Source organism: Flavobacterium sp. CLA17, from assembly GCF_013112255.2.
In the GTDB taxonomy this organism is placed as follows: Bacteria; Bacteroidota; Bacteroidia; order Flavobacteriales; family Flavobacteriaceae; genus Flavobacterium; species Flavobacterium circumlabens.
Window position 1 is genome coordinate 1,417,262 of the sequence record NZ_CP068294.1, and the last position, 23,116, is coordinate 1,440,377.

Below are 23,116 nucleotides of genomic sequence, written 5' to 3' on the forward strand. Positions count from 1 at the left end.
AACTTATGAAAATAATATATAAACTAAAACAGATAGCAGTATGTGCATTTTTAGTTGCCCTGGCTGCTTCTTGTGATAATGATCTTCCGGGCGTAGGAGGTGCAGAGCAAAATTACAATACAGCTTATGGCCTGATAAAAGCGAATACTAATTTGTTGCTTTTTAATAAAGCAATCCAATTAGCAGGTTTGGAAGCTACTTTAAATACAAATGAAGATTTTACTTATTTTGTTCCAGCTGATGCTATTCTGGAAGCTTACCTTGTGAAAAGCGGATACGTAAACTCATTGGGTTATCCGGATATTACTTTAGTACCGGTTGATGTTTTAAAACAAATCGTACTGAGCCATGTGGTAAAAGGAGCTAAAAAAAGAGTAGGTAAATTAGACGGCGTAACTGCCGATTATCTGGAAACAGGCGAATTGACTACATTGGCCAATACCGCCAATCCGGATTTGTACCTGTTAGGTGTAAATGTGACTGGTGGAGTTTTGAAAGTGAATGGCTCTGATAAACCTGCAACTGGGTTGGATTATTATGCAACAAACGGTTTTGTTAATGTTTTAGATAATGTAATAGCATTGTCTCCGCCTACACCAATTGTTTCCGCTCTTTCTCAATCCTTTGCATCACCGGGAGATGTGGTAACCATCACCGGATCCCATTTTGTAAAGGTAAAAAGTGTCACATTTGACAATAAAGAAGTCGTATTCAAATCGATATCAAAAACGCAAATTGAAGTAACAGTTCCGGCAGACTTCGGGTCTTATGCTCTTGTAAAAGTGCAGACAGAATATGGTGTATCCAATATTGCCACAATTGGTGTTAAATTTTTAATGTATGGTGATAATTTCTCCGGATCTCCAACTCCTGTTTCTACATGGCAGTGGGGCGGCAGCGAAAATTTCCAAAGTACCGAAAATGTAAACAGAGGGGCCTATTCTATTAAGCGTACTACCGATAGCTGGAGTGGTTTGTATATGCAGTACAATCCGGTAAATGTTGCAGACTATGGTTATTTAAAATTATCCATATATGCCACGGTAAGTACCAGAGTTTTATTCTCAATTGGTGGTACAAATGATGCTGATGGAAAAGCAGTTGATATCAAAGCAGGAGAATGGAATAATATCTCTATACCGATATCAGAGCTGCACCCCGAAAAGTTAGGAGCCAATGTTAATTCGTTGTTCATAAAAGAATATTCAGGATTGCCGGGAATTCTATATCTTGATGATATTGGATTTTTGTAAAAAAGTATTTGTTTTATTTTGAGTTTGTTTGAAGTATTCCCTAATCACTCGTTAGGGAATACTTTTTTATACTAATTAATTGAAATTTTTTAAGGATGAAAAAGATAGTTTTAATTCTGGCCTTTAGTGTTTCCTGTTTAGGTTTTAGCCAGGGAAATACACATACACAAGCTGGTGGTAAATTTGAAGGTTTGGCTATGACACCTCCAATGGGCTGGAATTCATGGAATACTTTCGGAACCAGTATCGATGAAAAACTGGTGAAAGAAACGGCAGATATTATGGTTTCATCAGGAATGGCAGCGGCAGGATACAATTACATTGTACTCGACGATGGCTGGATGACCAGAGAACGTGATGCTAATGGGGATTTAATTCCTGATCCTGTTAAATTCCCAGGCGGAATGAAAGCAGTAATTGATTATGTACACAGCAAAGGACTAAAATTTGGTTTGTACAATTGTGCCGGAACGCAAACCTGTGCCGGTTATCCCGGGACTCGCGGTTATGAATACCAGGATGCACGATTTTATGCCAAATTAGGAATTGATTTCCTAAAGTACGATTGGTGCAATACGCAGGGAATTACCGCCAAAGAAGCCTATACCACAATGAGTAATGCCATAAAAACTGCCGGAAGACCAATGGTTTTCAGCCTTTGTGAATGGGGTGATAATAAGCCCTGGGAGTGGGGAAAACCAGTTGGTAATCTATGGAGAATCTCCGGGGATATTTATCCATGTTTCGATTGTGAGTTCAAACATCCGGAAAATTGGTCCTCGTGGGGATTCATGAAAATTGTTGAGATGCGAAAAGATATTCGTAAATATTCAGGCCCCGATCATTGGAACGATTTTGATATGATGGAAGTGGGAAATGAAATGAATGATACAGAAGATAAATCTCATTTTGCGATGTGGTGCATGATGGCCTCACCGCTTGTTGCAGGAAATGATTTTAGAAAAATGTCTAAAGAAACATTGGCAATCCTTACCAATAAGCAACTAATTGCAGTAAATCAGGATAAATTAGGAATCCAGGGTTTTAAATACTCGGCCGAAGACGGATTAGAAGTCTGGGTAAAGCCTTTATCAGATGGAAATTGGGCAGTTACGTTTTTAAATAGAAGTGATGTCGCTAAAAAAGTCAATTTCGATTGGAAAAAACACACCATTAAAGACACTGATTTTGGTTATGAAGCCGATTTCAGCAAAACGGTATTTAAACTGAAAGACTTGTGGAAGAACAAAGAAATTGGTTCCACAAAAAAGAATTTTGTTGCAGATCTTGCTCCTCATGATTCAGTTACATTAAGATTAATCCCGTAAACTCCAATAGTTATGAATGTCAAGAATAAATTATTCAGCATTGCTTTATTGTTACTGTTTTCTTTTTCAAATGCTCAGGTTAAAACTCATGGGCAGCTTAGCGTTGCGGGAACTCAATTAGTAGACAAATCTAATCAACCTGTTGTTTTAAGAGGAATGAGTTTTGGCTGGCATAGTATGTGGCCCAGATTTTATAATGAAAAGGCGGTTAAGTGGCTGCAAAAAGACTTTAATTGTAATGTCGTTCGCGCCGCCATGGGTATCGAATTAGGAGAGATGTCCTATATGAAAGAGCCACAATTTTCAAAAGATAAAATTGAAGCTGTTATTAAAGGAGCCATTAAGGCTGATATTTATGTAATAGTCGACTGGCACAGTCATAATATCAACTTAGAAGAAGCGAAAGCCTTTTTTGCGGAGATATCCAAAAAGTATTCGAAATATCCCAATATTATATATGAGATCTTTAATGAACCCGATTATGAAAGCTGGGCTGAGGTTAAAGCGTATTCTGAAGAAGTAATTAAGGTGATAAGAGAAAATGATCCGAACAATATTATTCTGGTCGGTTCGCCACATTGGGATCAGGATGTTGATCTCGCAGCAGCAGATCCTATTTTAGGAGTTACTAATATAATGTATACTATGCATTTTTATGCGGCAACACATGGAAAGAATTTGAGAGATAAAACAGATGAAGCTATAAATAAAGGGTTGCCTGTTTTTATATCAGAATCTGCAGGTATGGAGGCTTCCGGTGATGGACCTTTAGATCTGAAAGCCTGGCAGGAATATATAGATTGGATGGAAGCAAAAAAGTTAAGTTGGATTACATGGTCAGTATCTGATAAAGACGAAACCTGTTCCGTTTTGAAAAAATCCGCAAAATCAGAAGGAAAGTGGAAAATAGAAGATTTAAAAGAATCCGGAATCAGGGCGCGTGAATACCTAAGAAAATACAATCCGAAATAAATCCTGTTTTTTTAATGTAAATGAGCTTAACGCTTATTCATAGAGACGCACAATAGTGCGTCTTTTTTTTTGTGGTACTTAATATAATTTTGACAAATTATTATCTGTTAATGAGTCGGTCAATCCAGTATTGTAAAAGAGTTTTTGCAAGCTCGTTTTTGTAGGAATTTAGATTATCTAACTTTAGGAGGTGTATTTGTTATATAAATGTTTTGTCTAATGACTTTTTTGTTTCTATTTTTAATTTTACCCCAAGTTTTTTAGGGGTCAATTTTATTTTGAGATGTTTTTTGTCTGTTTTAGGTTGTTTTTAATCAATTATTTTTAGTTAAACCCTATGTTTTTAGTTTAAATGGGCTAAAAACGGTTATTAAATTTTCAAAATTAATTCAGTATTAATGTCATATCACGATTATTGTTAAGCTAATTTTTGTAATCCGTAATTCTTTCCCGAAAACATCAAAAAAAGAGTTGGCAGTTCTTCTACTCTCACAAAAGTTAATAAATTCGCTAATGTAAATGAAGAGGTTTGAGGGGGGAGTTTGAGGTTTTAGAAATGACTTATACTATTAATAGATATATAAAAGATTAACTAACCAGAATCAATTAATAACTAAAAACCAATTAAAACATGAAAAAAGTATTTCACATTTTAGCCGCGATGTTAACCAGTTCTTTTGCTTTTGCACAAGATGATACTGAAGCTTCAGTTTCACCGGCAACCACTTGGGGAGGATCAGCAGACGCTTACTATAAATATGATTTTTCTAAACAAATGAATGGATTAACGAGCTTTACCAACTCACAGGATTCATTCGAACTGGGAATGGCTTCAGTTCAGGCAGGCCATAAATTCGGAAAAGCTTCTGTTTTTGTAGATTTAGGTTTCGGAACCAGAGCAGAAGAGTTTTCATATAACGAAGAGAATACAAAATTCATCATAAAACAATTATTTTTCACTTATGATGTTACAGATAAATTTAAAGTAGTAGCAGGTAGTTTTGGAACTCATATCGGATATGAATTGCTGGATGCTGTAAGCAATAAAAACTACAGTATGTCGTATGCGTTTTCATATGGACCCTTTTTTAATACAGGGGTAAAAGCACAATATACAGCCGGAAAGTTTACGGCCATGTTCGGGATTACGAACCCTACTGATTTTAAATCGGCAATGGATGCCGGATCTACTCAGAAAACCTATGTGGGCCAGTTAGGATACGTTGCCGAAACAGGGAGTGCCTATTTGAATTTTACATCAGGAAGTACAAATCCGACTCCGGGTACTATAATTCCACCGACGGACGAAAATAAAACACAGATTGATTTTGTAGCCTCAAAAACAATTAGTGATAGTTTCGGACTTGGCTTTAATGCTACTTATGCGAAAGTAACAAATGATTTTAATAGTGACCTGGATGGAGAATGGTTCTCATTGGTAGGATACGCGAATTACGCCTTTAAAGAGTCTTTGAGCCTGGCGTACAGAGTTGAATATTTTGATGCTAAAGATGCTTTGAATTTAGGAACGCTTAATGGTTCCAGTGTATTTGCGAACACACTTTCACTAAACTATAAAGTTGGAAAATTGACCATAATTCCTGAGCTAAGATACGATGCAGCATCCGAAGATATATTTTTAGACAAAGATGCATTACCAACAGGCGGATCATTTTTTGGACTAATTGCAACAACATACTCTTTCTAAGAGATAAAGATTGATATTTTTTTTTTTTGGAGCTGTCGAAACATACTAATGTTTTGGCAGCTTTTTTAATTGTAGTACCTTGATATGTAATTCCAATATCTGTCAGGACTTAATTGCAGAAGTAAAGAGTAGCCGCCAGACTTTGATTCAACAGAATTAGCATATTTAATCTTGCTATATTGATGATCTTTTAAAATCTCACATCTCAACGCGGCAATTTACGCTTAAAATCTTGTATCTAACATCTTGCATCTAACATCCAAACATAAAAAAAACCGCATCTCTAAATATGGAAATGCGGTATCTTATATAAAATAACTTAAACTACTGTAGCTGTTTTTTGTAAATAGAGTAAATAGTATCTATTGTTTTTCGGTCTAAAGTTGAGGTAGTATCAGTTTGAATATAATGTAACTTAAAAGCCATTATCGCTGCTGACAGATTTTTGGTATTGTAACCAATAATGCGCAAACCCTGTTCTATTTTAAAATCAAAAGGAGCTTCTTCCAAAACTTCATCCGGCCAGATTCCGAATCCTTTTTCTGCCAATGTCTTCCAGGGAAACAAAGCGCTTGGGTCTTGTTTTCTTCCTGGAGCAATATCTGCATGGCCCAGTATATTTTGAGTCGGAATGTTATAATCTTTTTTCAGTTTAGTCAAAAGAGCAACCAAACTGCTGATCTGTGCCTCTGTAAAAGGTTTAAAGCCATTGTTGTCTAGTTCTATTCCAATAGAACTTGAGTTGATATCTGTGTTTTTTCCCCAGGTAGATGCTCCTGCATGCCATGCTCTTAGATAATCATTCAGCATCTGAACTACTTTTCCGTTTTCAGAAATCACATAATGAGCACTCACTTGTGTTTTTGTTTTTGTAAAAGTATTTATGGTTTGCTGAACAGAATCCTGTGCTGTATGGTGAATAATAATAAAGCTTGGTTTTCTTAAATTAAAATTTACAGTACCGATCCATTCTGTATTAATACCATTCAATAAAATAGTGGATCCTGTTTTTGATAAGGTATCTTTAACAATCCCTAATTGTTGAGCATATGTAGTATCAATAACTACCGGGCTAACCGCAGGTATGTTTTGAGTTTCTTTACTTGTAATTTGATTTTCTAAAGTCTTAAGTTGCTTATCGTAAACTTTTTCAGTGTTTTTGTAAGGATTTGTCGAGCACGAAGTAACAATAATTGCTAAAAGCAGATAGCATAAATGTTTTTTTATCATAATTAATTACATTTTGGAATTAAGTTAAGATAATTATTCTTGAACTTTTCCTGTTTCTATGTCTTCTTTTATTTCTTTATTTTCCTTATTCTCTTTAGAGTCTTTTTTCTTTTTTGACTTCGACTTTTTGATTTCTTTGAAATTAGCCATAAAACTGGTGTATTTTTCGATCTGATCAGGATTAAGAAAAGCAGTTATTTTCTTTGTAGTGCTTTCCTGTAAAGCTTTCAATTGCTCCATTTTCACATCCTGGCTGCTGCTTTCATTTTTTAATAGAATACCTTGTTCTCTCATACTGTCAGCAAAAACATTTGTGATTGCTATAGCCTGAAGTTCATCAAGATTTACAACTGGTTTCATTTGCTCTACAAATTTAGCTGCAGTTTCTTCAGCAGGAATTTCTTTAGGTTTGCTCTGGCCTTGCGGTCCAGCCTGCATCATACTTCTGTCCATTCCCATTCCGCCGCCTCTTCCGTAACCACCTCCGCCACCGTAGCCGTTATTATATCCGTTTCCGTATTGAGCAGAAACAGAAGTAATGCACAATAACGTGAAAACTAAAAGAAATAAAGATTGAATAGGTTTCATAAGATTGTTTTTCAAAAGTTAGCAAAATATCTATTGTAAATTTAAGCAGGTTCTCCGTATAAATCAAATTCTGTTGCTTCAATTATCTTGATATTAACAAAATCTCCTGTTTTTACGTAATGTTTGGCAGCGTCAATTAATACTTCGTTATCCACATCAGGACTATCAAACTCCGTTCGGCCTACAAAATGCGCTCCTTCTTTTCGGTCAATGATACATTTAAAGACCTTTCCAACTTTTTCCTGATTTAAATCCCATGAGATTTGAGATTGTAATTCCATGATTTCATTAGCTCTCGCTTGTTTTACATCTTCCGGAACATCATCTTCAAGTAAGTAAGCATGCGTGTTTTCTTCGTGTGAATAAGCGAAACATCCCATTCTGTCAAATTTCATTTCCTGAACAAAATCTTTCAAAATTTCAAAATCTTCCTGTGTTTCACCCGGATATCCAACAATTAAAGTCGTTCTGATTGCCATTCCGGGAACAGCAGCACGGAATTCTTTTAATAATTGAGTTGTTTTAGCTTGCGTAGTTCCACGACGCATCGATTTCAGGATAGAATCCGAAATGTGTTGCAATGGAATATCAATATAATTACAAATTTTAGGTTCGCGTTTCATGATTTCTAAAACGTCCATTGGGAAACCGGTAGGGAAAGCGTAATGCAGACGGATCCACTCAATGCCTTCAACTTTTACTAAAGCTTCCAGAAGTTCGCCAAGATTTCTCTTTTTATAAAGGTCAAGACCATAATAAGTTAAATCCTGAGCAATCAAAATAAGTTCTTTAACTCCGTTTTTAGCCAGGCCTTCTGCTTCTTTAACTAATTTTTCAATTGTTTGCGAAACGTGTTTACCGCGCATTAATGGAATTGCACAGAAACTGCAGGGTCTGTCGCAGCCTTCTGCAATTTTTAAGTAAGCGTAGTTCTTAGGAGTTGTAGTTAAACGTTCTCCTAATAATTCATGTTTATAATCGGCTCCTAATGCTTTCAGTAACTGAGGCAGTTCGGTTGTACCAAAATATTGATCAACATTCGGAATTTCTTTTTCTAAATCAGGTCTGTAACGCTCCGATAAACATCCGGTTACAAAAACTTTATCAACAAGTCCTTTGTCTTTTTTATCAGCATATTCCAAAATCATGTTTACCGATTCTGCTTTGGCATTATCAATAAAACCACAGGTGTTAATTACAATGATGTTTCCTTCTCGCTCTGCAGGCGCTTCATGTTCAACATCTTTTCCGCTTGCACGAAGCTGCCCCATCAGGACTTCACTGTCATATACATTCTTCGAACACCCAAGAGTGATTACGTTAATTTTGTTCTTTTTTAAAGACTTGGTTCTCATACTTTTATAAATTGGAGTGCAAAATTACACTTTTTTATTCAAACACCGCTTGTTTCCCTTTCTTTTAGCTGTTTTTTATGAAGGTTTCGATAGTTATCAGGACTGTTCTCCGCTGTATTTTTTTTTTTTTTTTTTTTTTTTTCATGGGGAGGAAGTCAGGAAAAGGATGTCGCTTTCATACGGGCTAAAAAAAATCCGTCAAGCAATGCCTGACGGATCTTTAAAATCATCTATTTATTCTTAATTACAATTCAAATAATAAAGTCAAGGAAACATTGTTCAGTTTCGATGAGATGTTTGCGCCATCAGTAAATCCTTGCGCAAAGAAACCCTGATTTGATTTTCTTTCTAAGTACGAATAGGCTAAATCTACTTTGGTAGTGCCAAAGTTATAGCCTAAACCGCCTGAATAACTGGTTAAATCGCCAATTGTTGTGCCGTCTTTATAAGGGCTCCCTTCAAAACGATAACCACCACGTAAACTTAATTGTTTGATTTTATATTCTGCACCAACCCGTAGCTCTCCTGTAGAAGTTAACTCGTCGCTTATCTGGTTGTTTAGGCCTCTGAAGCCTGCGTCACTTGTTGGTTTGTATTTTGTATTTCCATAATCTTTAATGGCATAATCCACACTGATTAAGCCTGATTTTCCAAATACATAAGCAGCGCTAAAAGTTGTTTTTCCCGGAGTTTGTAAAGTGTAAGGTTCGTAAACATTTACAACATTCGGATTAACTGGTTTGTCTATAGGCTGGCCTCCTGCAGCCTGACGTGTGGTATAAAGGCTTTGGGAAATTTCATCATACAGTTCGTACCAGGTGTTAGATTCATAAGCTAAACCAAGACGAAAAGATTCCGTAACCTTAGCAATAGCGCCAAGTTGAAAAGAAAATCCATTACCATAAGTATATTGGTCATTGTTGAAACGTAAACTGGATATGGTTTCACCTGCAACTAATGGTTTGTTATTGTCTTCATAAAAAGTACTCGTTCTTCTGTAGTCTGTAACATGCACATTTAAATTGGCTCCTAAATACAAACGGTCTTTGTAGGATGTTGCAATATTGAAACTTGCTTTACTATTGTAGCCTGTTTCGTAAACTTCGTTTTCCTGATAGTAATCACCTCCTGCAGGAACATTAGTTTTGTAACCGCTGTTCGGATTGTTAATGTTGTCTGCGATTATTATGCGTCCCTCATAACCTAACATTGCTTGTTGGGCACTGTAGCCCGATAGATTTGGGTACTGACTGTTTGGTAAATTACTGCCTAAAAAACTGTATAAATTTCCTATTGATTGATTGTTACCTAATCCAATTAAACTCTGAGGGACAGGTCCGCCGTTATTGCTATTGTTAGCATAAGTTAAAAAATACTCATCTATAGAATTGTTTGGATTAGTTCCTGCCGAAACAGTATTATTGTCAAAATTGTTGGTGTTCTCGTAAGAAGCTCCAATAGCAATTTTTGTCCAGTTGCTGTTTGGGTTTCGGTCATGAAAAACAAAAACACCACCAGCCTGATTCAGGAGAAAAGAATTTTTGTCGTCACTGGTATTTGTGCCAAAATAGTTGGAGTTATTTTTAATACTCTGATTGCTTAAGGTTATTCCTGTCTGATTATTGGCAAATATCGCCGATCCGGCAGGGTTTACACTTAAGGAAGACAGGTCGCCGCCCACTGCTCCAAAGGCTCCGCCCATGGCTCTGAACCGGGCAGTTCCCGTAAGGTTGTCTTGCGCATAACGAACAGCGTCTGAAACTTCTTGTGAATGTGAGACGCTAAAAGATAGTCCTGTTATTAATAGGAATACTATTTTCTTCATTGGATTCAGTTTTTAGATGATTGTATTTAGATGTAACGAAACAGAGAAGGAAGTTATCTTCTTCCGCCACCGCCACCACCGTACGATCTTCCACCGCCGCCACCGCCACCGCCGGAAGATCTCATGCTTCCTCCGCCACTATTCATAGAGCGTGATGGGCTGGGAGAGTAGCTTCTTGTTGGGCTGCTGTTTGTATTGTTATAGTTTCTGGTTGTTGGTGTGCTGCTTGATCTTCTGTTAGAGTAATCATAGCTGTTATTTTGACCCTGTGCATTACTTCTTCTGTTTGTATAGGTAGGGTTTGTTGTTGTTCTGTCATTCACAGAAGAACTTCTTCGGAAATCTGTATACTCGCGTCTGTTCGTTGTGTAGTTTCTGTTAGTATAACTTCTGTTTGTATTGGTAAAGTTTCTATTGGTATAATTTCTGTTGCTATAGCTTCTATTTGTGTAATTTCTGTCTGAACTATAATTTCTTCCTCCGTAGTAAGAAGCAGAACCTCTTCGTCCATAGTTATAGGCGTAATTGTTGTATCCGTATCCAGGTCTTCCCCAATATCCGGGATAGCCGCCCCATGCATATCCTGGATAGCCTCCCCATCCGTAGCCAGGGTAGCCCCATCCGTAATAAGGATATCCTCCCCATCCCCATCCGTAACCAGGGTAACCCCATCCATAATAACCTCCCCATCCCATGGAAATTCCCCATGACCAGGAAGTATCAGGATAATAATTAATAGCTACTTCAGTGTTGCTGCTTCCCCATGCCGGATAGGCGGTAGTAGTTGCCGTTTCAGTACTGTCGTTAGCAGCATAATTACCATAACTGTCTACATCTGTAAAAATTTCAGTAGGCTGATTATCGTCCTGTAAAGATTTGAAGTAATCCTTATATTGATTGTTAGTGTTGGAGGTGGTTGTTTGTGCGTAAGTGTTTCGTGTGTTACCATAAACACCGTCATTGTCATAATAAGATGTATTTTGGTAAGAACCACACGATGCAAGTAGAAAACTCAATAATCCAATTAAGTAAAAATGACTTGAGTTTTGGCGAAGAGAAATAGAAGTTTTCATATCTGTGGTGTTTTTTATTGTTGCACATTACAAAAATAGTTAGTTTTGTCAAACTATTTAGTTAAAATTATTAAAACAAAATTTGTGCCAAACTATTCAATATGAGTAAGAACCTCACTACAAGATCAGAAGATTATTCAAAGTGGTATAACGAGCTGGTTGTTAAAGCAGATCTAGCCGAAAATTCAGGAGTCAGAGGATGTATGGTTATTAAACCGTACGGATATGCTATTTGGGAAAAAATGCAGGCTGAGTTAGACAGAATGTTTAAAGAAACAGGACATCAAAATGCGTATTTCCCTTTATTCGTGCCCAAAAGTATGTTTGAGGCGGAAGAAAAAAATGCAGAGGGATTCGCAAAAGAATGTGCTATTGTCACACACTACAGATTAAAGAATGATCCGGATAAGCCCGGAAAATTAATGGTTGATCCGAATGCAAAGTTAGAGGAAGAACTTATTGTTCGTCCAACGAGTGAAGCGATAATCTGGTCTACCTATAAAGGATGGGTACAATCTTACAGAGATTTACCTTTATTAATTAATCAGTGGGCAAACGTAGTTCGTTGGGAAATGCGTACACGTTTGTTTTTGAGAACGGCTGAGTTTTTATGGCAGGAAGGTCATACTGCCCATGCTACAAAAGCGGAAGCTATTGAAGAATCTGAAAAAATGATGAATGTTTATGCTGATTTTGCTGAGAACTTTATGGCAATTCCTGTTGTAAAGGGTATAAAAACGGAAACAGAACGTTTTGCAGGTGCTGATGAAACGTATTGTATTGAAGCATTGATGCAGGATGGAAAAGCATTGCAGGCTGGTACATCACACTTTCTTGGGCAGAATTTTGCAAAAGCTTTTGATGTAAAGTTTGCTAACGCAGAAGGTAAGCAGGAACATGTATGGGGTACTTCATGGGGGGTTTCTACTCGTTTGATGGGAGCCCTGGTGATGACGCACTCTGATGATCAGGGGTTGGTTTTGCCTCCAAATTTGGCGCCAATACAAGTTGTTATTGTTCCTATTCATAAAACTGATGAGCAATTAGAACAAATTACTACTGCAGTTAATGAATTAGTGGCGAAGCTTAAAAAACTAAAGATTTCGGTTAAATATGATGACAGAACGACTCAAAAGCCTGGATTCAAGTTTGCTGAATGGGAATTGAAAGGAGTTCCGGTTAGAATTGCTGTAGGACCAAAAGATCTGGAGAATGGAACTTTTGAGGTTGCAAGACGCGATACTTTGACAAAAGAGACCGTTTCCGGTGATGGAATCGTAAATTATATAAATGAGCTGTTAGAGCAGATTCAAAGCGATTTATTTAATAAAGCTTTAGGCTATCGTAATACTCATATTACGGAAGTAAATAGTTTTGAGGAGTTTAAAGAAATTTTAGATGGAAAAGGTGGTTTTGTATCGGCTCATTGGGACGGAACAGCAGCTACTGAAGAGAAAATAAAAGACCTGACAAAAGCAACGATTCGTTGTATTCCTTTGGATGCGTTGGAAGAGGCGGGAACCTGTGTGTTTACTGGGAATCCTTCGTCTAAAAGAGTGCTTTTTGCGAAGGCATATTAAAAAAAATAATTTTTTTTTGCTTCAGCTATTGTGCATCTTAAAAATAGATGTATCTTTGCATCCGCATTAGAGAAGCAGGCCCGTTCGTCTATCGGTTAGGACGCATGGTTTTCATCCATGTAAGAGCGGTTCGATTCCGCTACGGGCTACTACTTTTACTGCGAATTAAGTTATTAAACTTGATGTCATAATGGCCCGTTCGTCTATCGGTTAGGACGCATGGTTTTCATCCATGTAAGAGCGGTTCGATTCCGCTACGGGCTACAAATTTCAATTGATAAAAATTGAAAAAATAGAAGGGTGATTGGTCCGTTTGTCTAGGGGTTCAGTTCTCTTACGGACTACTAAAAAGAATTATAAAAAGGTAAAAACATAATAAAATGGCAAATCATAAGTCAGCTTTAAAAAGAATTAGAAGTAACGAAAAAAGAAGAGTTCTTAACAGATATCAACATAAGACTACTCGTAATGCTATCAAAGCATTAAGATTAGCTACTGAAAAATCTGATGCTTCTTCAAAATTATCAACTGTAATTTCTATGATTGATAAATTAGCTAAAAAGAACATCATTCATGATAATAAAGCTTCTAACTTGAAGTCGAAATTAACGAAACATGTTGCTAAATTGTAATTAATTACAATTTCCTAAATGCAAAAAAAAAGTCCTCTTTTAGAGGGCTTTTTTTGTTTAAAATAAATTGTCCCGGGCTAATCTTAAAGTCAGTGGAGTTGCAAGATTAAATCAATGCGAAATTTAAAATTGAGGTGCGGAACTTAGTCACGATGATAAAGAAACTGTATTCTTTATATCTTATGAATTGAGATGTAAATGTTTTTGAATTAAAAGATTTTGCCAAGGTATTTGTGATTCTGTTTCTAAAAACAATTCAATATTTCTTTATGATTATTCATTTTTATTAATGTCTTGTTGAATGATTCTGGATTGGATTAATTAATTTTTCATGTCATTTGAGGCGGTTTGATAAAAGTTGTTATTTGTCAGTTGTTTTCTTGATGATTATATAGTTCCTGAATCGAATTCTTGATTTTGATATGGAGGCAGTCTTCGTAATAGTTTTAGTTTTTTAATTTGTTTTAATTTTTGAAATTCTCAATGTTAAAATCGTGCAGGGTAAGTTGAGTAACTTCATTTAGTCTGTCCTTTTTCTTTTTTCTTTTTTTTCTAAAGCTAGAAATTAAATCTTGAATTTCGGACACGATTTACGAACTAGTCCGAATGCTAAAAAGTGGTTTCAAGGCTTTTGTGTCCAATACGACCGCCAATTTATTTGACATCAGTTTAAAAACCGAGTACAAGCCCTATGAGTCCAATGAAGACTATCTGATAGAAACCATTCTTGTAAGAGCATTTGAGTCCGGTCGATTAATGAATCAGAAATCTGCAAATCCCGTAAACTATGACGATCTTATGAATCATTGGGAATCAAAAGCGAAAACACTCAATAAAAAATAGACTCCTATTATATAAGGTATTATTTCGAATATGCACCCCGACAGTTTTTTGAAAACCTGTCGGGTTTGTTTTATAGGTATATAATTAATTTAAAGAAAAAAGGATTTCCATTAGGTGGTGGTTTGAAAAGAGGTATATATAAGTATAAATAATAAACTTTGCGCCCTTGCGCCTTTGTGTGAGCTAAGACTTTAAAGTCGGCTTTTTGAGAGGCTCCGTAACAATAGAGGCGAGATAACCCCTGTCTGCCCCCAAATAAAGACAAAAGAGGCTATTTTATTAAAAGAGCAGAAAAGCGCTTTATAATGGGAAGACCCGCTAAAAAGGGAGGCTAAGATAAAGTGTTAGTTGGATTAATCGCAAAGAGCTGTTGAAATTCCTTACAAATGGTAAAAATGTTTAATTTGTAAAAACTCTGTTATCAGAGAGTTAAGAAAAAGTTTTGAAAAAGATGTAAATTATATAAGTAAAAGCCTTGTAAATGTAAATAAAGGGACTACTTTTGCACCCGCAACAGCGACAGACGTTCATCGAAATACTGACAGGCATTACAAATCAAAGGGAAAATTTATTTTCAAAAAAGATTTAAAAAAGCTTGTGAGATTTGAAAACAGATGTTACATTTGCACCCCGCAAAACACGGAAAGTTCATTGATAGATTGGTAGGGATTTGGAGGATGCGAGACTTGAAAAAAGTTTCAAAAAAAATCTTCATAAAGTTCTTGCTAATTAAAAAAGAAGTTGTAGTTTTGCACCCGCTTTGAGAAACAAGCGAAAAGAAGAAATACACGTTCGTAGACATATTGAATTGACAGCCGCTTTAACAGAGATGTTAAGGCAAAAGAATAAAGAGTAAGATAATCGAGAGATTAGAAAGAACCGATAGAGACTGATTCGAATAACAAAACGATCTGATTAATCAGATCAACAATATACGATGAAGAGTTTGATCCTGGCTCAGGATGAACGCTAGCGGCAGGCTTAACACATGCAAGTCGAGGGGTATGGTTCTTCGGAACCAGAGACCGGCGCACGGGTGCGTAACGCGTATGCAATCTACCTTTTACAGAGGGATAGCCCAGAGAAATTTGGATTAATACCTCATAGTATAATGACTCGGCATCGAGATATTATTAAAGTCACAACGGTAAAAGATGAGCATGCGTCCCATTAGCTAGTTGGTAAGGTAACGGCTTACCAAGGCTACGATGGGTAGGGGTCCTGAGAGGGAGATCCCCCACACTGGTACTGAGACACGGACCAGACTCCTACGGGAGGCAGCAGTGAGGAATATTGGACAATGGGCGCAAGCCTGATCCAGCCATGCCGCGTGCAGGATGACGGTCCTATGGATTGTAAACTGCTTTTGTACAGGAAGAAACACTGGTTCGTGAACCAGCTTGACGGTACTGTAAGAATAAGGATCGGCTAACTCCGTGCCAGCAGCCGCGGTAATACGGAGGATCCAAGCGTTATCCGGAATCATTGGGTTTAAAGGGTCCGTAGGCGGTTTAGTAAGTCAGTGGTGAAAGCCCATCGCTCAACGGTGGAACGGCCATTGATACTGCTGAACTTGAATTATTAGGAAGTAACTAGAATATGTAGTGTAGCGGTGAAATGCTTAGAGATTACATGGAATACCAATTGCGAAGGCAGGTTACTACTAATTGATTGACGCTGATGGACGAAAGCGTGGGTAGCGAACAGGATTAGATACCCTGGTAGTCCACGCCGTAAACGATGGATACTAGCTGTTGGAAGCAATTTCAGTGGCTAAGCGAAAGTGATAAGTATCCCACCTGGGGAGTACGTTCGCAAGAATGAAACTCAAAGGAATTGACGGGGGCCCGCACAAGCGGTGGAGCATGTGGTTTAATTCGATGATACGCGAGGAACCTTACCAAGGCTTAAATGTAGATTGACCGGTTTGGAAACAGATCTTTCGCAAGACAATTTACAAGGTGCTGCATGGTTGTCGTCAGCTCGTGCCGTGAGGTGTCAGGTTAAGTCCTATAACGAGCGCAACCCCTGTTGTTAGTTGCCAGCGAGTCGTGTCGGGAACTCTAACAAGACTGCCAGTGCAAACTGTGAGGAAGGTGGGGATGACGTCAAATCATCACGGCCCTTACGCCTTGGGCTACACACGTGCTACAATGGCCGGTACAGAGAGCAGCCACTGGGCGACCAGGAGCGAATCTATAAAACCGGTCACAGTTCGGATCGGAGTCTGCAACTCGACTCCGTGAAGCTGGAATCGCTAGTAATCGGATATCAGCCATGATCCGGTGAATACGTTCCCGGGCCTTGTACACACCGCCCGTCAAGCCATGGAAGCTGGGGGTGCCTGAAGTCGGTGACCGCAAGGAGCTGCCTAGGGTAAAACTGGTAACTAGGGCTAAGTCGTAACAAGGTAGCCGTACCGGAAGGTGCGGCTGGAACACCTCCTTTCTAGAGCCTTAGTGTTAGCACTTGTGCACGCTGAGGAAAAAAGAAGAAGCTTTAAAGGTTTTAATTTTAAGACTATTTTACTCTTGCTGTTAGTTCAAATAATAAATTTTAGGAATAAGAGTGTCTCGTAGCTCAGCTGGTTAGAGTACTACACTGATAATGTAGGGGTCGACAGTTCGAGTCTGTCCGAGACAACTATTTAAACTTAAAAAAAGGAAATTTTAGAAGTTGAAAGATTAAGGATCAAAAAGTTCATAATTTTTAATTCACGATTTTTAATTTTTAATTAAAAAGGGGGATTAGCTCAGCTGGCTAGAGCGCCTGCCTTGCACGCAGGAGGTCAACGGTTCGACTCCGTTATTCTCCACAAAAGGTTTTAAGCTATATGCTTTAAGCCGTAAGCAAAAAAGCCTAAGGCGTAATGCCTAAAGCTTATAGCTAAACAAAGTTCATTGACATATTGAGATAAGAAATAATAAAAAGTAGAAAGCGTTTTTTACTATTTATAGTAAAAGACAAAAAAAACGGTCATAATTGATTTTATGATTGGTACAATAAGCAAAATAAGGGCGTATGGGGGATGCCTTGGCTCTCAGAGGCGATGAAAGGCGTGATAAGCTGCGAAAAGCTACGGGGACGGGCACACACCGATTGATCCGTAGATACCTGAATGGGGCAACCCACTATGTTGAAGACATAGTACACCGATAGGTGGGCAAACCCGCTGAACTGAAACATCTAAGTAGGCGGAGGAGAAGAAAACAAAAGTGATTCCGTAAGTAGTGGCGAGCGAACGCGGATTAGCCCAAACCAATGTTGTTACGGCAATGTTGGGGTTGTAGGACCACGACATTTTATGTACAAAGAATTAGAATTTACTGGAAAGTAAAGCCGGAGAAGGTGATAGCCCTGTATAAGTAATGAGTATAATAGATAGTGGTATCCTGAGTAGGGCGGGGCACGTGAAACCCTGTCTGAATTTGGCGGGACCATCCGCTAAGGCTAAATACTCCTGAGAGACCGATAGTGAACCAGTACCGTGAGGGAAAGGTGAAAAGAACCGTGAATAACGGAGTGAAATAGATCCTGAAACCATACGCTTACAAGCGGTCGGAGCCCTTTCGTGGGGTGACGGCGTGCCTTTTGCATAATGAGCCTACGAGTTAACGTTGCTGGCAAGGATAAGTGGTTAAGTCACGGATCCGTAGCGAAAGCGAGTCTGAATAGGGCGCTTTAGTCAGTAGTGTTAGACGCGAAACCGTGTGATCTACCCATGGGCAGGATGAAGCTGTGGTAACACACAGTGGAGGTCCGAACCGGTTGACGTTGAAAAGTCTTCGGATGACCTGTGGGTAGGGGTGAAAGGCCAATCAAACTCGGAAATAGCTCGTACTCCCCGAAATGCATTTAGGTGCAGCGTTATTTTAGTTATATAGAGGTAGAGCTACTGATTGGATGCGGGGGCTTCACCGCCTACCAATTCCTGACAAACTCCGAATGCTATATAATGATTGATAACAGTGAGGGCTTGGGTGCTAAGGTCCAAGTCCGAGAGGGAAAGAACCCAGACCATCAGCTAAGGTCCCCAAATATATACTAAGTTGAAAGAACGAGGTTTGTCTGCCCAGACAGCTAGGATGTTGGCTTGGAAGCAGCCATTCATTTAAAGAGTGCGTAACAGCTCACTAGTCGAGCGGACGAGCATGGATAATAATCGGGCATAAGTATATTACCGAAGCTATGGATTTAGAGTTTACTCTAAGTGGTAGGGGAGCATTCTAACAGGGTTGAAGGTGTATCGTAAGGTATGCTGGACTGGTTAGAAAAGAAAATGTAGGCATAAGTAACGATAATGCGGGCGAGAAACCCGCACACCGAAAAACTAAGGTTTCCACAGCTATGCTAATCAGCTGTGGGTTAGTCTGGTCCTAAGGCGAACCCGAAAGGGACAGTCGATGGCTAACGGGTTAATATTCCCGTACTACTAATTACTGTGATGGGGTGACGGAGTGATGAAAGCGCCGCGAACTGACGGAATAGTTCGTTGAAGTACCTACCTATAAGCTGCGCAGGCAAATCCACGCGGCTTGGGGAAATACGATAGTACTCGGAGTCTTCGGACAAAGAGATAGTGCGCCTAAGGGCTTCCAAGAAAAACCTCTAAACTTCAGGTAATTAGTACCAGTACCGTAAACCGACACAGGTAGTTGAGGAGAGAATCCTAAGGTGCTCGAGAGATTCATGGCTAAGGAATTAGGCAAAATAGACCCGTAACTTCGGGAGAAGGGTCGCCCTGTAGCAATACAGGGCCGCAGTGAAGAGGTCCAGGCGACTGTTTATCAAAAACACAGGGCTCTGCAAAATCGTAAGATGAAGTATAGGGCCTGACACCTGCCCGGTGCTGGAAGGTTAAGAGGAGATGTTATCTTCGGAGAAGCATTGAATTGAAGCCCCAGTAAACGGCGGCCGTAACTATAACGGTCCTAAGGTAGCGAAATTCCTTGTCGGGTAAGTTCCGACCTGCACGAATGGTGTAACGATCTGGACACTGTCTCAGCCATGAGCTCGGTGAAATTGTAGTAACGGTGAAGATGCCGTTTACCCGCAGTGGGACGAAAAGACCCTGTGCACCTTTACTATAGCTTAGTATTGACCTTGGATAAATGATGTGTAGGATAGGTTGGAGACTGTGAAGTGGCGTCGCCAGGCGTTGTGGAGTCATTGTTGAAATACAACCCTTTGTTTATCTGAGGCCTAACCCCACAAACGTGGGGGACATTGCTTGGTGGGTAGTTTGACTGGGGTGGTCGCCTCCAAAAGAGTAACGGAGGCTTCTAAAGGTTCCCTCAGTACGCTTGGTAACCGTGCGTAGAGTGCAATGGCATAAGGGAGCTTGACTGAGAGACATACAGGTCGATCAGGTACGAAAGTAGAGCATAGTGATCCGGTGGTTCCGCATGGAAGGGCCATCGCTCAAAGGATAAAAGGTACGCCGGGGATAACAGGCTGATCTCCCCCAAGAGCTCATATCGACGGGGGGGTTTGGCACCTCGATGTCGGCTCGTCACATCCTGGGGCTGGAGAAGGTCCCAAGGGTTGGGCTGTTCGCCCATTAAAGTGGCACGCGAGCTGGGTTCAGAACGTCGTGAGACAGTTCGGTCTCTATCTACTGTGGGCGTTAGAAATTTGAGTGGATCTGATTCTAGTACGAGAGGACCGAATTGGACAAACCTCTAGTGTATCTGTTGTTCCGCCAGGAGCATCGCAGAGTAGCTACGTTTGGAAGGGATAAGCGCTGAAAGCATATAAGCGCGAAACCCACCACAAGATGAGATTTCTTTTAAGGATCGTGGAAGATGACCACGTTGATAGGCTATAGATGTAAAGGCAGTAATGTCATAGTCGAGTAGTACTAATAATCCGTAAGCTTATGTACACCCTTTTCCCGGGCCGCAAGGCTCGGGGAGAAACTTTCTAAAATAAAAAACTTTCTTTATCTCAGTATGTTAAGATATTATTGCAATTTTTTTAATTTTTAATTCTAAATTTTTAATTAATTGCAAGTTACCTCAAGTAACAACGACCTTAAGGTGGTTATTGCGGCGGGGCTCACCTCTTCCCATCCCGAACAGAGTAGTTAAGCCCGCCTGCGCAGATGGTACTGCAGTTATGTGGGAGAGTATGTCGTCGCCTTTCTTTTTAAAATCCTCATCATGTATTTGATGGGGATTTTTTGTTTTATGCTGAATCGTGGAATTTAAACGCAAAGTCCGCAAAGGAGTTTTTGGAGTTTGTGAATGGTATTAAATTGCAAGGGATGCAAGGCTGGAGGGGCTGTTTGGGATTCTTTTGAAAACAGATCTCAAATTGCCCTTAAACTGCGTTAGGGATCGCAGCGGTATCCTTTTGCGGGGAACGTGTATCTCTAAAAGCACCCCAAAACCAATCCCGCAAAAGATTTAGTGAAGAGCCCGGCCCAAAGGGAAACGCCATTGGAAAAATTATAAATTGAAGAGATGTACTATGGTTCTATCTTTTTTTTAAGATACTCAAGCATAGGCTGTGTTATTGGCTTGGAAAGAAAGTCTATAATGATTGGATATTTCTTTGCTTTGGCTAAGTCTTCAGGGTCAATAGTGGAAGATAATACGATTACCTTTGCCTTGTTAAATTCGGTGTAATCCGAAGAGGTGAAGTGATCGAGAAATTCCCAGCCGCCCATAACAGGCATGTTTAAGTCTAAAAAAATTAACTCCGGCTTTTTATTGATTGTATTTTTACTGTTGTTGTATTTTAAGATGTTAAAGTGATGTAATGCTTCTTCACCATTTTGTGCTGTGATAACTTCTTTTGAAAAACAAGATTTTGAAATTACTTTTTTGCATAACATTAAGGTGATCGGGTCGTCGTCGATGCATAAAATTTGCTCAAGCATAATTGATGTTAATTTTTAAATGTTATAGTAAATGTAGTTCCTTTATTAACCTCACTTTCGATACTTATTGTTCCTCCCATAGTTTCTACCTGGGATTTTACAAGATATAATCCTAATCCTTTACTGTCAGGGTAATTATGAAATCTCTGATAGAGTCCGAAGATTTTATCTCTGTTTCGCTCTAAATCTATACCAATTCCATTGTCCTTAAAGGTTAATATAGCTTCATGATTAATTTGTTCGGCTATAATTGATATTTTTAATTTTCTATTTTCTGATTTGTATTTAATCGAATTAGTTAGCAAATTAAGCAAAATGCTTTCTATATATGCTTTATTTGTGTTTAATAATGGAACCTTGTCAAATTTGAGTTTAATGATGGGTTTGTGAAGTTCTATCTGAAAAGATAACTGGCTGAAGACGTTCTCGAAGACTTCTTTTAAAGAAACTTCTTCTTTTTGCATCGAAGGGTTGTCTTTAATGATGATGACTTTTACTAAATCGTTTATTGTTTCGTTTAATAAATGTGTTGATTTGTTGAATCCTGTTAAGATTTCTTCCAGTTCAGGATTTTCTACCGGGATGTCCTCTATGAGATTTAAAAGACCAATTAAGTTGGATAATGGCGCGCGCAGATTGTGCGACGTTATATAAGAGAATTGCTTTAAGTCTTTGTTGTTTTGGGTCAGTTCACGAATAAGATGCTCTTTTTCTGTTTCTAATTTTTTTTCGTCGGTAATGTCTCTCTGGATAGAGATCCAGTGGGAAATTACGCCATCATTATTAAAAATTGGAATCATAGAAAACCGTACCCAATATTCTTCTTTTTGTTTGGTATAGCTAATGGTTTCTATTAAGCATTCTTCTTCGTTTTTGATCGCTCTTAATAGTTTTTTTAGTTCTTCGGAATCTGAATTTGGTCCTTTGTTGAAGATATTTGTTGATTTCCCTATTATCTCATTAGGCTGATAACCTGACATTTGAGAGAAGGCCGGATTGATGTAAACTATTTTTGGAATTCTTCCGTTTGCTGAATTGGCTTCCGTAATTAATATCGAATCTTTAGATTGTGTGATTACGGTTTCTAAAAGTTTTAATCGTTGTTCTTCTTCTTTTTGCTTTGTGATATCCTGAATGGCTCCAATCATCCTGATGGCTCTCCCGTTTTCGTCTTTCAGTAAAAAGCCACGGTCCAACACGTATTTATAAGTTCCGTCGGCACATCTGAAACGATATTGATCTTGCCATTTTTCGGTTTTCTGTTCAATAAATGAGTAGAGTTTAATTGACATCCTGATACTGTCTTCGGGATGGATTTTATCGAACCACCATTTTGATGTTTTTCCTACTTCTTTCTGTTTGTATCCAAAAACACTTTCAATGCCTTTATTCCATCCAATACTGTCTTCCTGGATTTTCCAGTCCCAGATCGTATCACTGGTTGCTTTTGCTACAATGTCATATTTTTCATTTGACTCTTTGATTTCTTCATTTGTTTTTTTTAATTTTTCAAAAACAGCGATATTTTTACTTTCATTTTTAGAGAGTATATATCTGAAAATTAGACCGGTAATGAGTATGAATAAAATGTCTTTTATGAAAAATAAATAAAAATATTCTTTGGAGGAGATAAAACTGGTTAGCAATTTATGACAGAGAATAGCCATAAATAACGAAATGATAATATAAATTAGAGTAATTGGGATAGTTTTACTTTTCATTACTCAAATATAGTTAAATTAACCATAATTAAACAATAATTGAACTCATTTTGGCCCCTAAATTTACATTGGATTAATCAACTAATTACTTGTCTATACGCAAACTATCGCAGAAACGTTTTTTA

General features: G+C 38.4%; 14 protein-coding genes, 4 tRNA genes and 3 rRNA genes. 14 read left to right on the forward strand and 7 right to left on the reverse strand.

The window, feature by feature from the left end:
- Positions 1 to 5 precede the first annotated feature (5 nt).
- The 4 genes from HAV12_RS06310 (at position 6) to HAV12_RS06325 (ending at position 5,261) form a co-directional block, all read left to right on the forward strand.
- Positions 6 to 1,253, forward strand: coding sequence for a fasciclin domain-containing protein (locus HAV12_RS06310; protein WP_171568906.1), 1,248 nt, complete (start codon positions 6 to 8; stop codon positions 1,251 to 1,253).
- Between the two features lie 95 nt (positions 1,254 to 1,348).
- Positions 1,349 to 2,581 (forward strand): glycoside hydrolase family 27 protein, encoded by a 1,233-nt coding sequence (locus HAV12_RS06315; RefSeq protein WP_171568907.1) that lies wholly within the window; start codon positions 1,349 to 1,351, stop codon positions 2,579 to 2,581.
- Positions 2,582 to 2,593: 12 nt separating this feature from the next.
- Positions 2,594 to 3,553: a glycoside hydrolase family 5 protein gene (locus HAV12_RS06320; protein ID WP_171568908.1), complete on the forward strand. Its 960-nt coding sequence runs from the start codon at positions 2,594 to 2,596 to the stop codon at positions 3,551 to 3,553.
- Positions 3,554 to 4,184: 631 nt separating this feature from the next.
- Entirely contained in the window at positions 4,185 to 5,261 is a 1,077-nt protein-coding gene (locus HAV12_RS06325) for an outer membrane beta-barrel protein (RefSeq protein WP_171568909.1), read from the forward strand.
- 324 nt (positions 5,262 to 5,585) lie between these two features.
- Here HAV12_RS06325 and HAV12_RS06330 read toward each other — a convergent pair whose 3' ends face one another.
- From HAV12_RS06330 to HAV12_RS06350, 5 genes are all read right to left on the reverse strand, one after another.
- Positions 5,586 to 6,491, reverse strand: a complete 906-nt coding sequence (locus tag HAV12_RS06330) for an N-acetylmuramoyl-L-alanine amidase (RefSeq protein WP_171568910.1) — start codon at positions 6,489 to 6,491, stop codon at positions 5,586 to 5,588.
- 33 nt (positions 6,492 to 6,524) lie between these two features.
- Positions 6,525 to 7,079: a hypothetical protein gene (locus tag HAV12_RS06335; RefSeq protein WP_171568911.1), complete on the reverse strand. Its 555-nt coding sequence runs from the start codon at positions 7,077 to 7,079 to the stop codon at positions 6,525 to 6,527.
- Positions 7,080 to 7,120: 41 nt separating this feature from the next.
- On the reverse strand, positions 7,121 to 8,434 hold the full coding sequence (gene rimO / locus HAV12_RS06340) for a 30S ribosomal protein S12 methylthiotransferase RimO (protein WP_171568912.1): 1,314 nt from the start codon (positions 8,432 to 8,434) through the stop codon (positions 7,121 to 7,123).
- 244 nt (positions 8,435 to 8,678) lie between these two features.
- Positions 8,679 to 10,259, reverse strand: coding sequence for an OmpP1/FadL family transporter (locus tag HAV12_RS06345; protein ID WP_171568913.1), 1,581 nt, complete (start codon positions 10,257 to 10,259; stop codon positions 8,679 to 8,681).
- A gap of 53 nt (positions 10,260 to 10,312) precedes the next feature.
- A complete protein-coding gene (locus HAV12_RS06350) occupies positions 10,313 to 11,332 on the reverse strand; it encodes a hypothetical protein (RefSeq protein ID WP_171568914.1) in 1,020 nt (339 codons plus the stop codon).
- A gap of 101 nt (positions 11,333 to 11,433) precedes the next feature.
- Here HAV12_RS06350 and proS point away from each other — a divergent pair, with 101 nt between their 5' ends.
- The 10 genes from proS to rrf all read left to right on the forward strand — a co-directional run bounded on the left by proS (position 11,434) and on the right by rrf (position 20,531).
- The gene (gene proS, locus HAV12_RS06355) at positions 11,434 to 12,912 is read left to right on the forward strand and encodes a proline--tRNA ligase (protein WP_171568915.1); all 1,479 of its coding nucleotides are present in this window, start codon (positions 11,434 to 11,436) and stop codon (positions 12,910 to 12,912) included.
- Positions 12,913 to 12,989: 77 nt separating this feature from the next.
- Positions 12,990 to 13,061 (forward strand) — tRNA-Glu (locus HAV12_RS06360).
- Between the two features lie 43 nt (positions 13,062 to 13,104).
- Positions 13,105 to 13,176 (forward strand) — tRNA-Glu (locus HAV12_RS06365).
- Between the two features lie 116 nt (positions 13,177 to 13,292).
- On the forward strand, positions 13,293 to 13,544 hold the full coding sequence (rpsT, locus tag HAV12_RS06370; protein WP_132037938.1) for a 30S ribosomal protein S20: 252 nt from the start codon (positions 13,293 to 13,295) through the stop codon (positions 13,542 to 13,544).
- A 606-nt stretch (positions 13,545 to 14,150) separates the two neighbouring features.
- Positions 14,151 to 14,387 (forward strand): DUF4294 domain-containing protein, encoded by a 237-nt coding sequence (locus HAV12_RS06375; RefSeq protein ID WP_370528479.1) that lies wholly within the window; start codon positions 14,151 to 14,153, stop codon positions 14,385 to 14,387.
- A 934-nt stretch (positions 14,388 to 15,321) separates the two neighbouring features.
- Positions 15,322 to 16,835: ribosomal RNA gene (locus HAV12_RS06380) — 16S ribosomal RNA — on the forward strand.
- 121 nt (positions 16,836 to 16,956) lie between these two features.
- A tRNA-Ile gene (locus HAV12_RS06385) sits at positions 16,957 to 17,030 on the forward strand.
- Between the two features lie 98 nt (positions 17,031 to 17,128).
- Positions 17,129 to 17,202 (forward strand) — tRNA-Ala (locus HAV12_RS06390).
- Positions 17,203 to 17,387: 185 nt separating this feature from the next.
- Positions 17,388 to 20,271: ribosomal RNA gene (locus tag HAV12_RS06395) — 23S ribosomal RNA — on the forward strand.
- Positions 20,272 to 20,421: 150 nt separating this feature from the next.
- Positions 20,422 to 20,531 (forward strand): 5S ribosomal RNA (rrf, locus tag HAV12_RS06400).
- Together the 16S, 23S and 5S rRNA genes with 2 tRNA genes alongside form the textbook arrangement of a ribosomal RNA operon.
- A 325-nt stretch (positions 20,532 to 20,856) precedes the next feature.
- On the opposite strand, the gene HAV12_RS06405 is transcribed toward rrf, so the two are convergent.
- Both HAV12_RS06405 and HAV12_RS06410 read right to left on the reverse strand, forming a co-directional pair.
- Positions 20,857 to 21,270, reverse strand: coding sequence for a response regulator (locus HAV12_RS06405; protein WP_171568916.1), 414 nt, complete (start codon positions 21,268 to 21,270; stop codon positions 20,857 to 20,859).
- Between the two features lie 8 nt (positions 21,271 to 21,278).
- Entirely contained in the window at positions 21,279 to 22,991 is a 1,713-nt protein-coding gene (locus HAV12_RS06410) for a PAS domain-containing sensor histidine kinase (RefSeq protein WP_171568917.1), read from the reverse strand.
- Positions 22,992 to 23,116 lie beyond the last annotated feature (125 nt).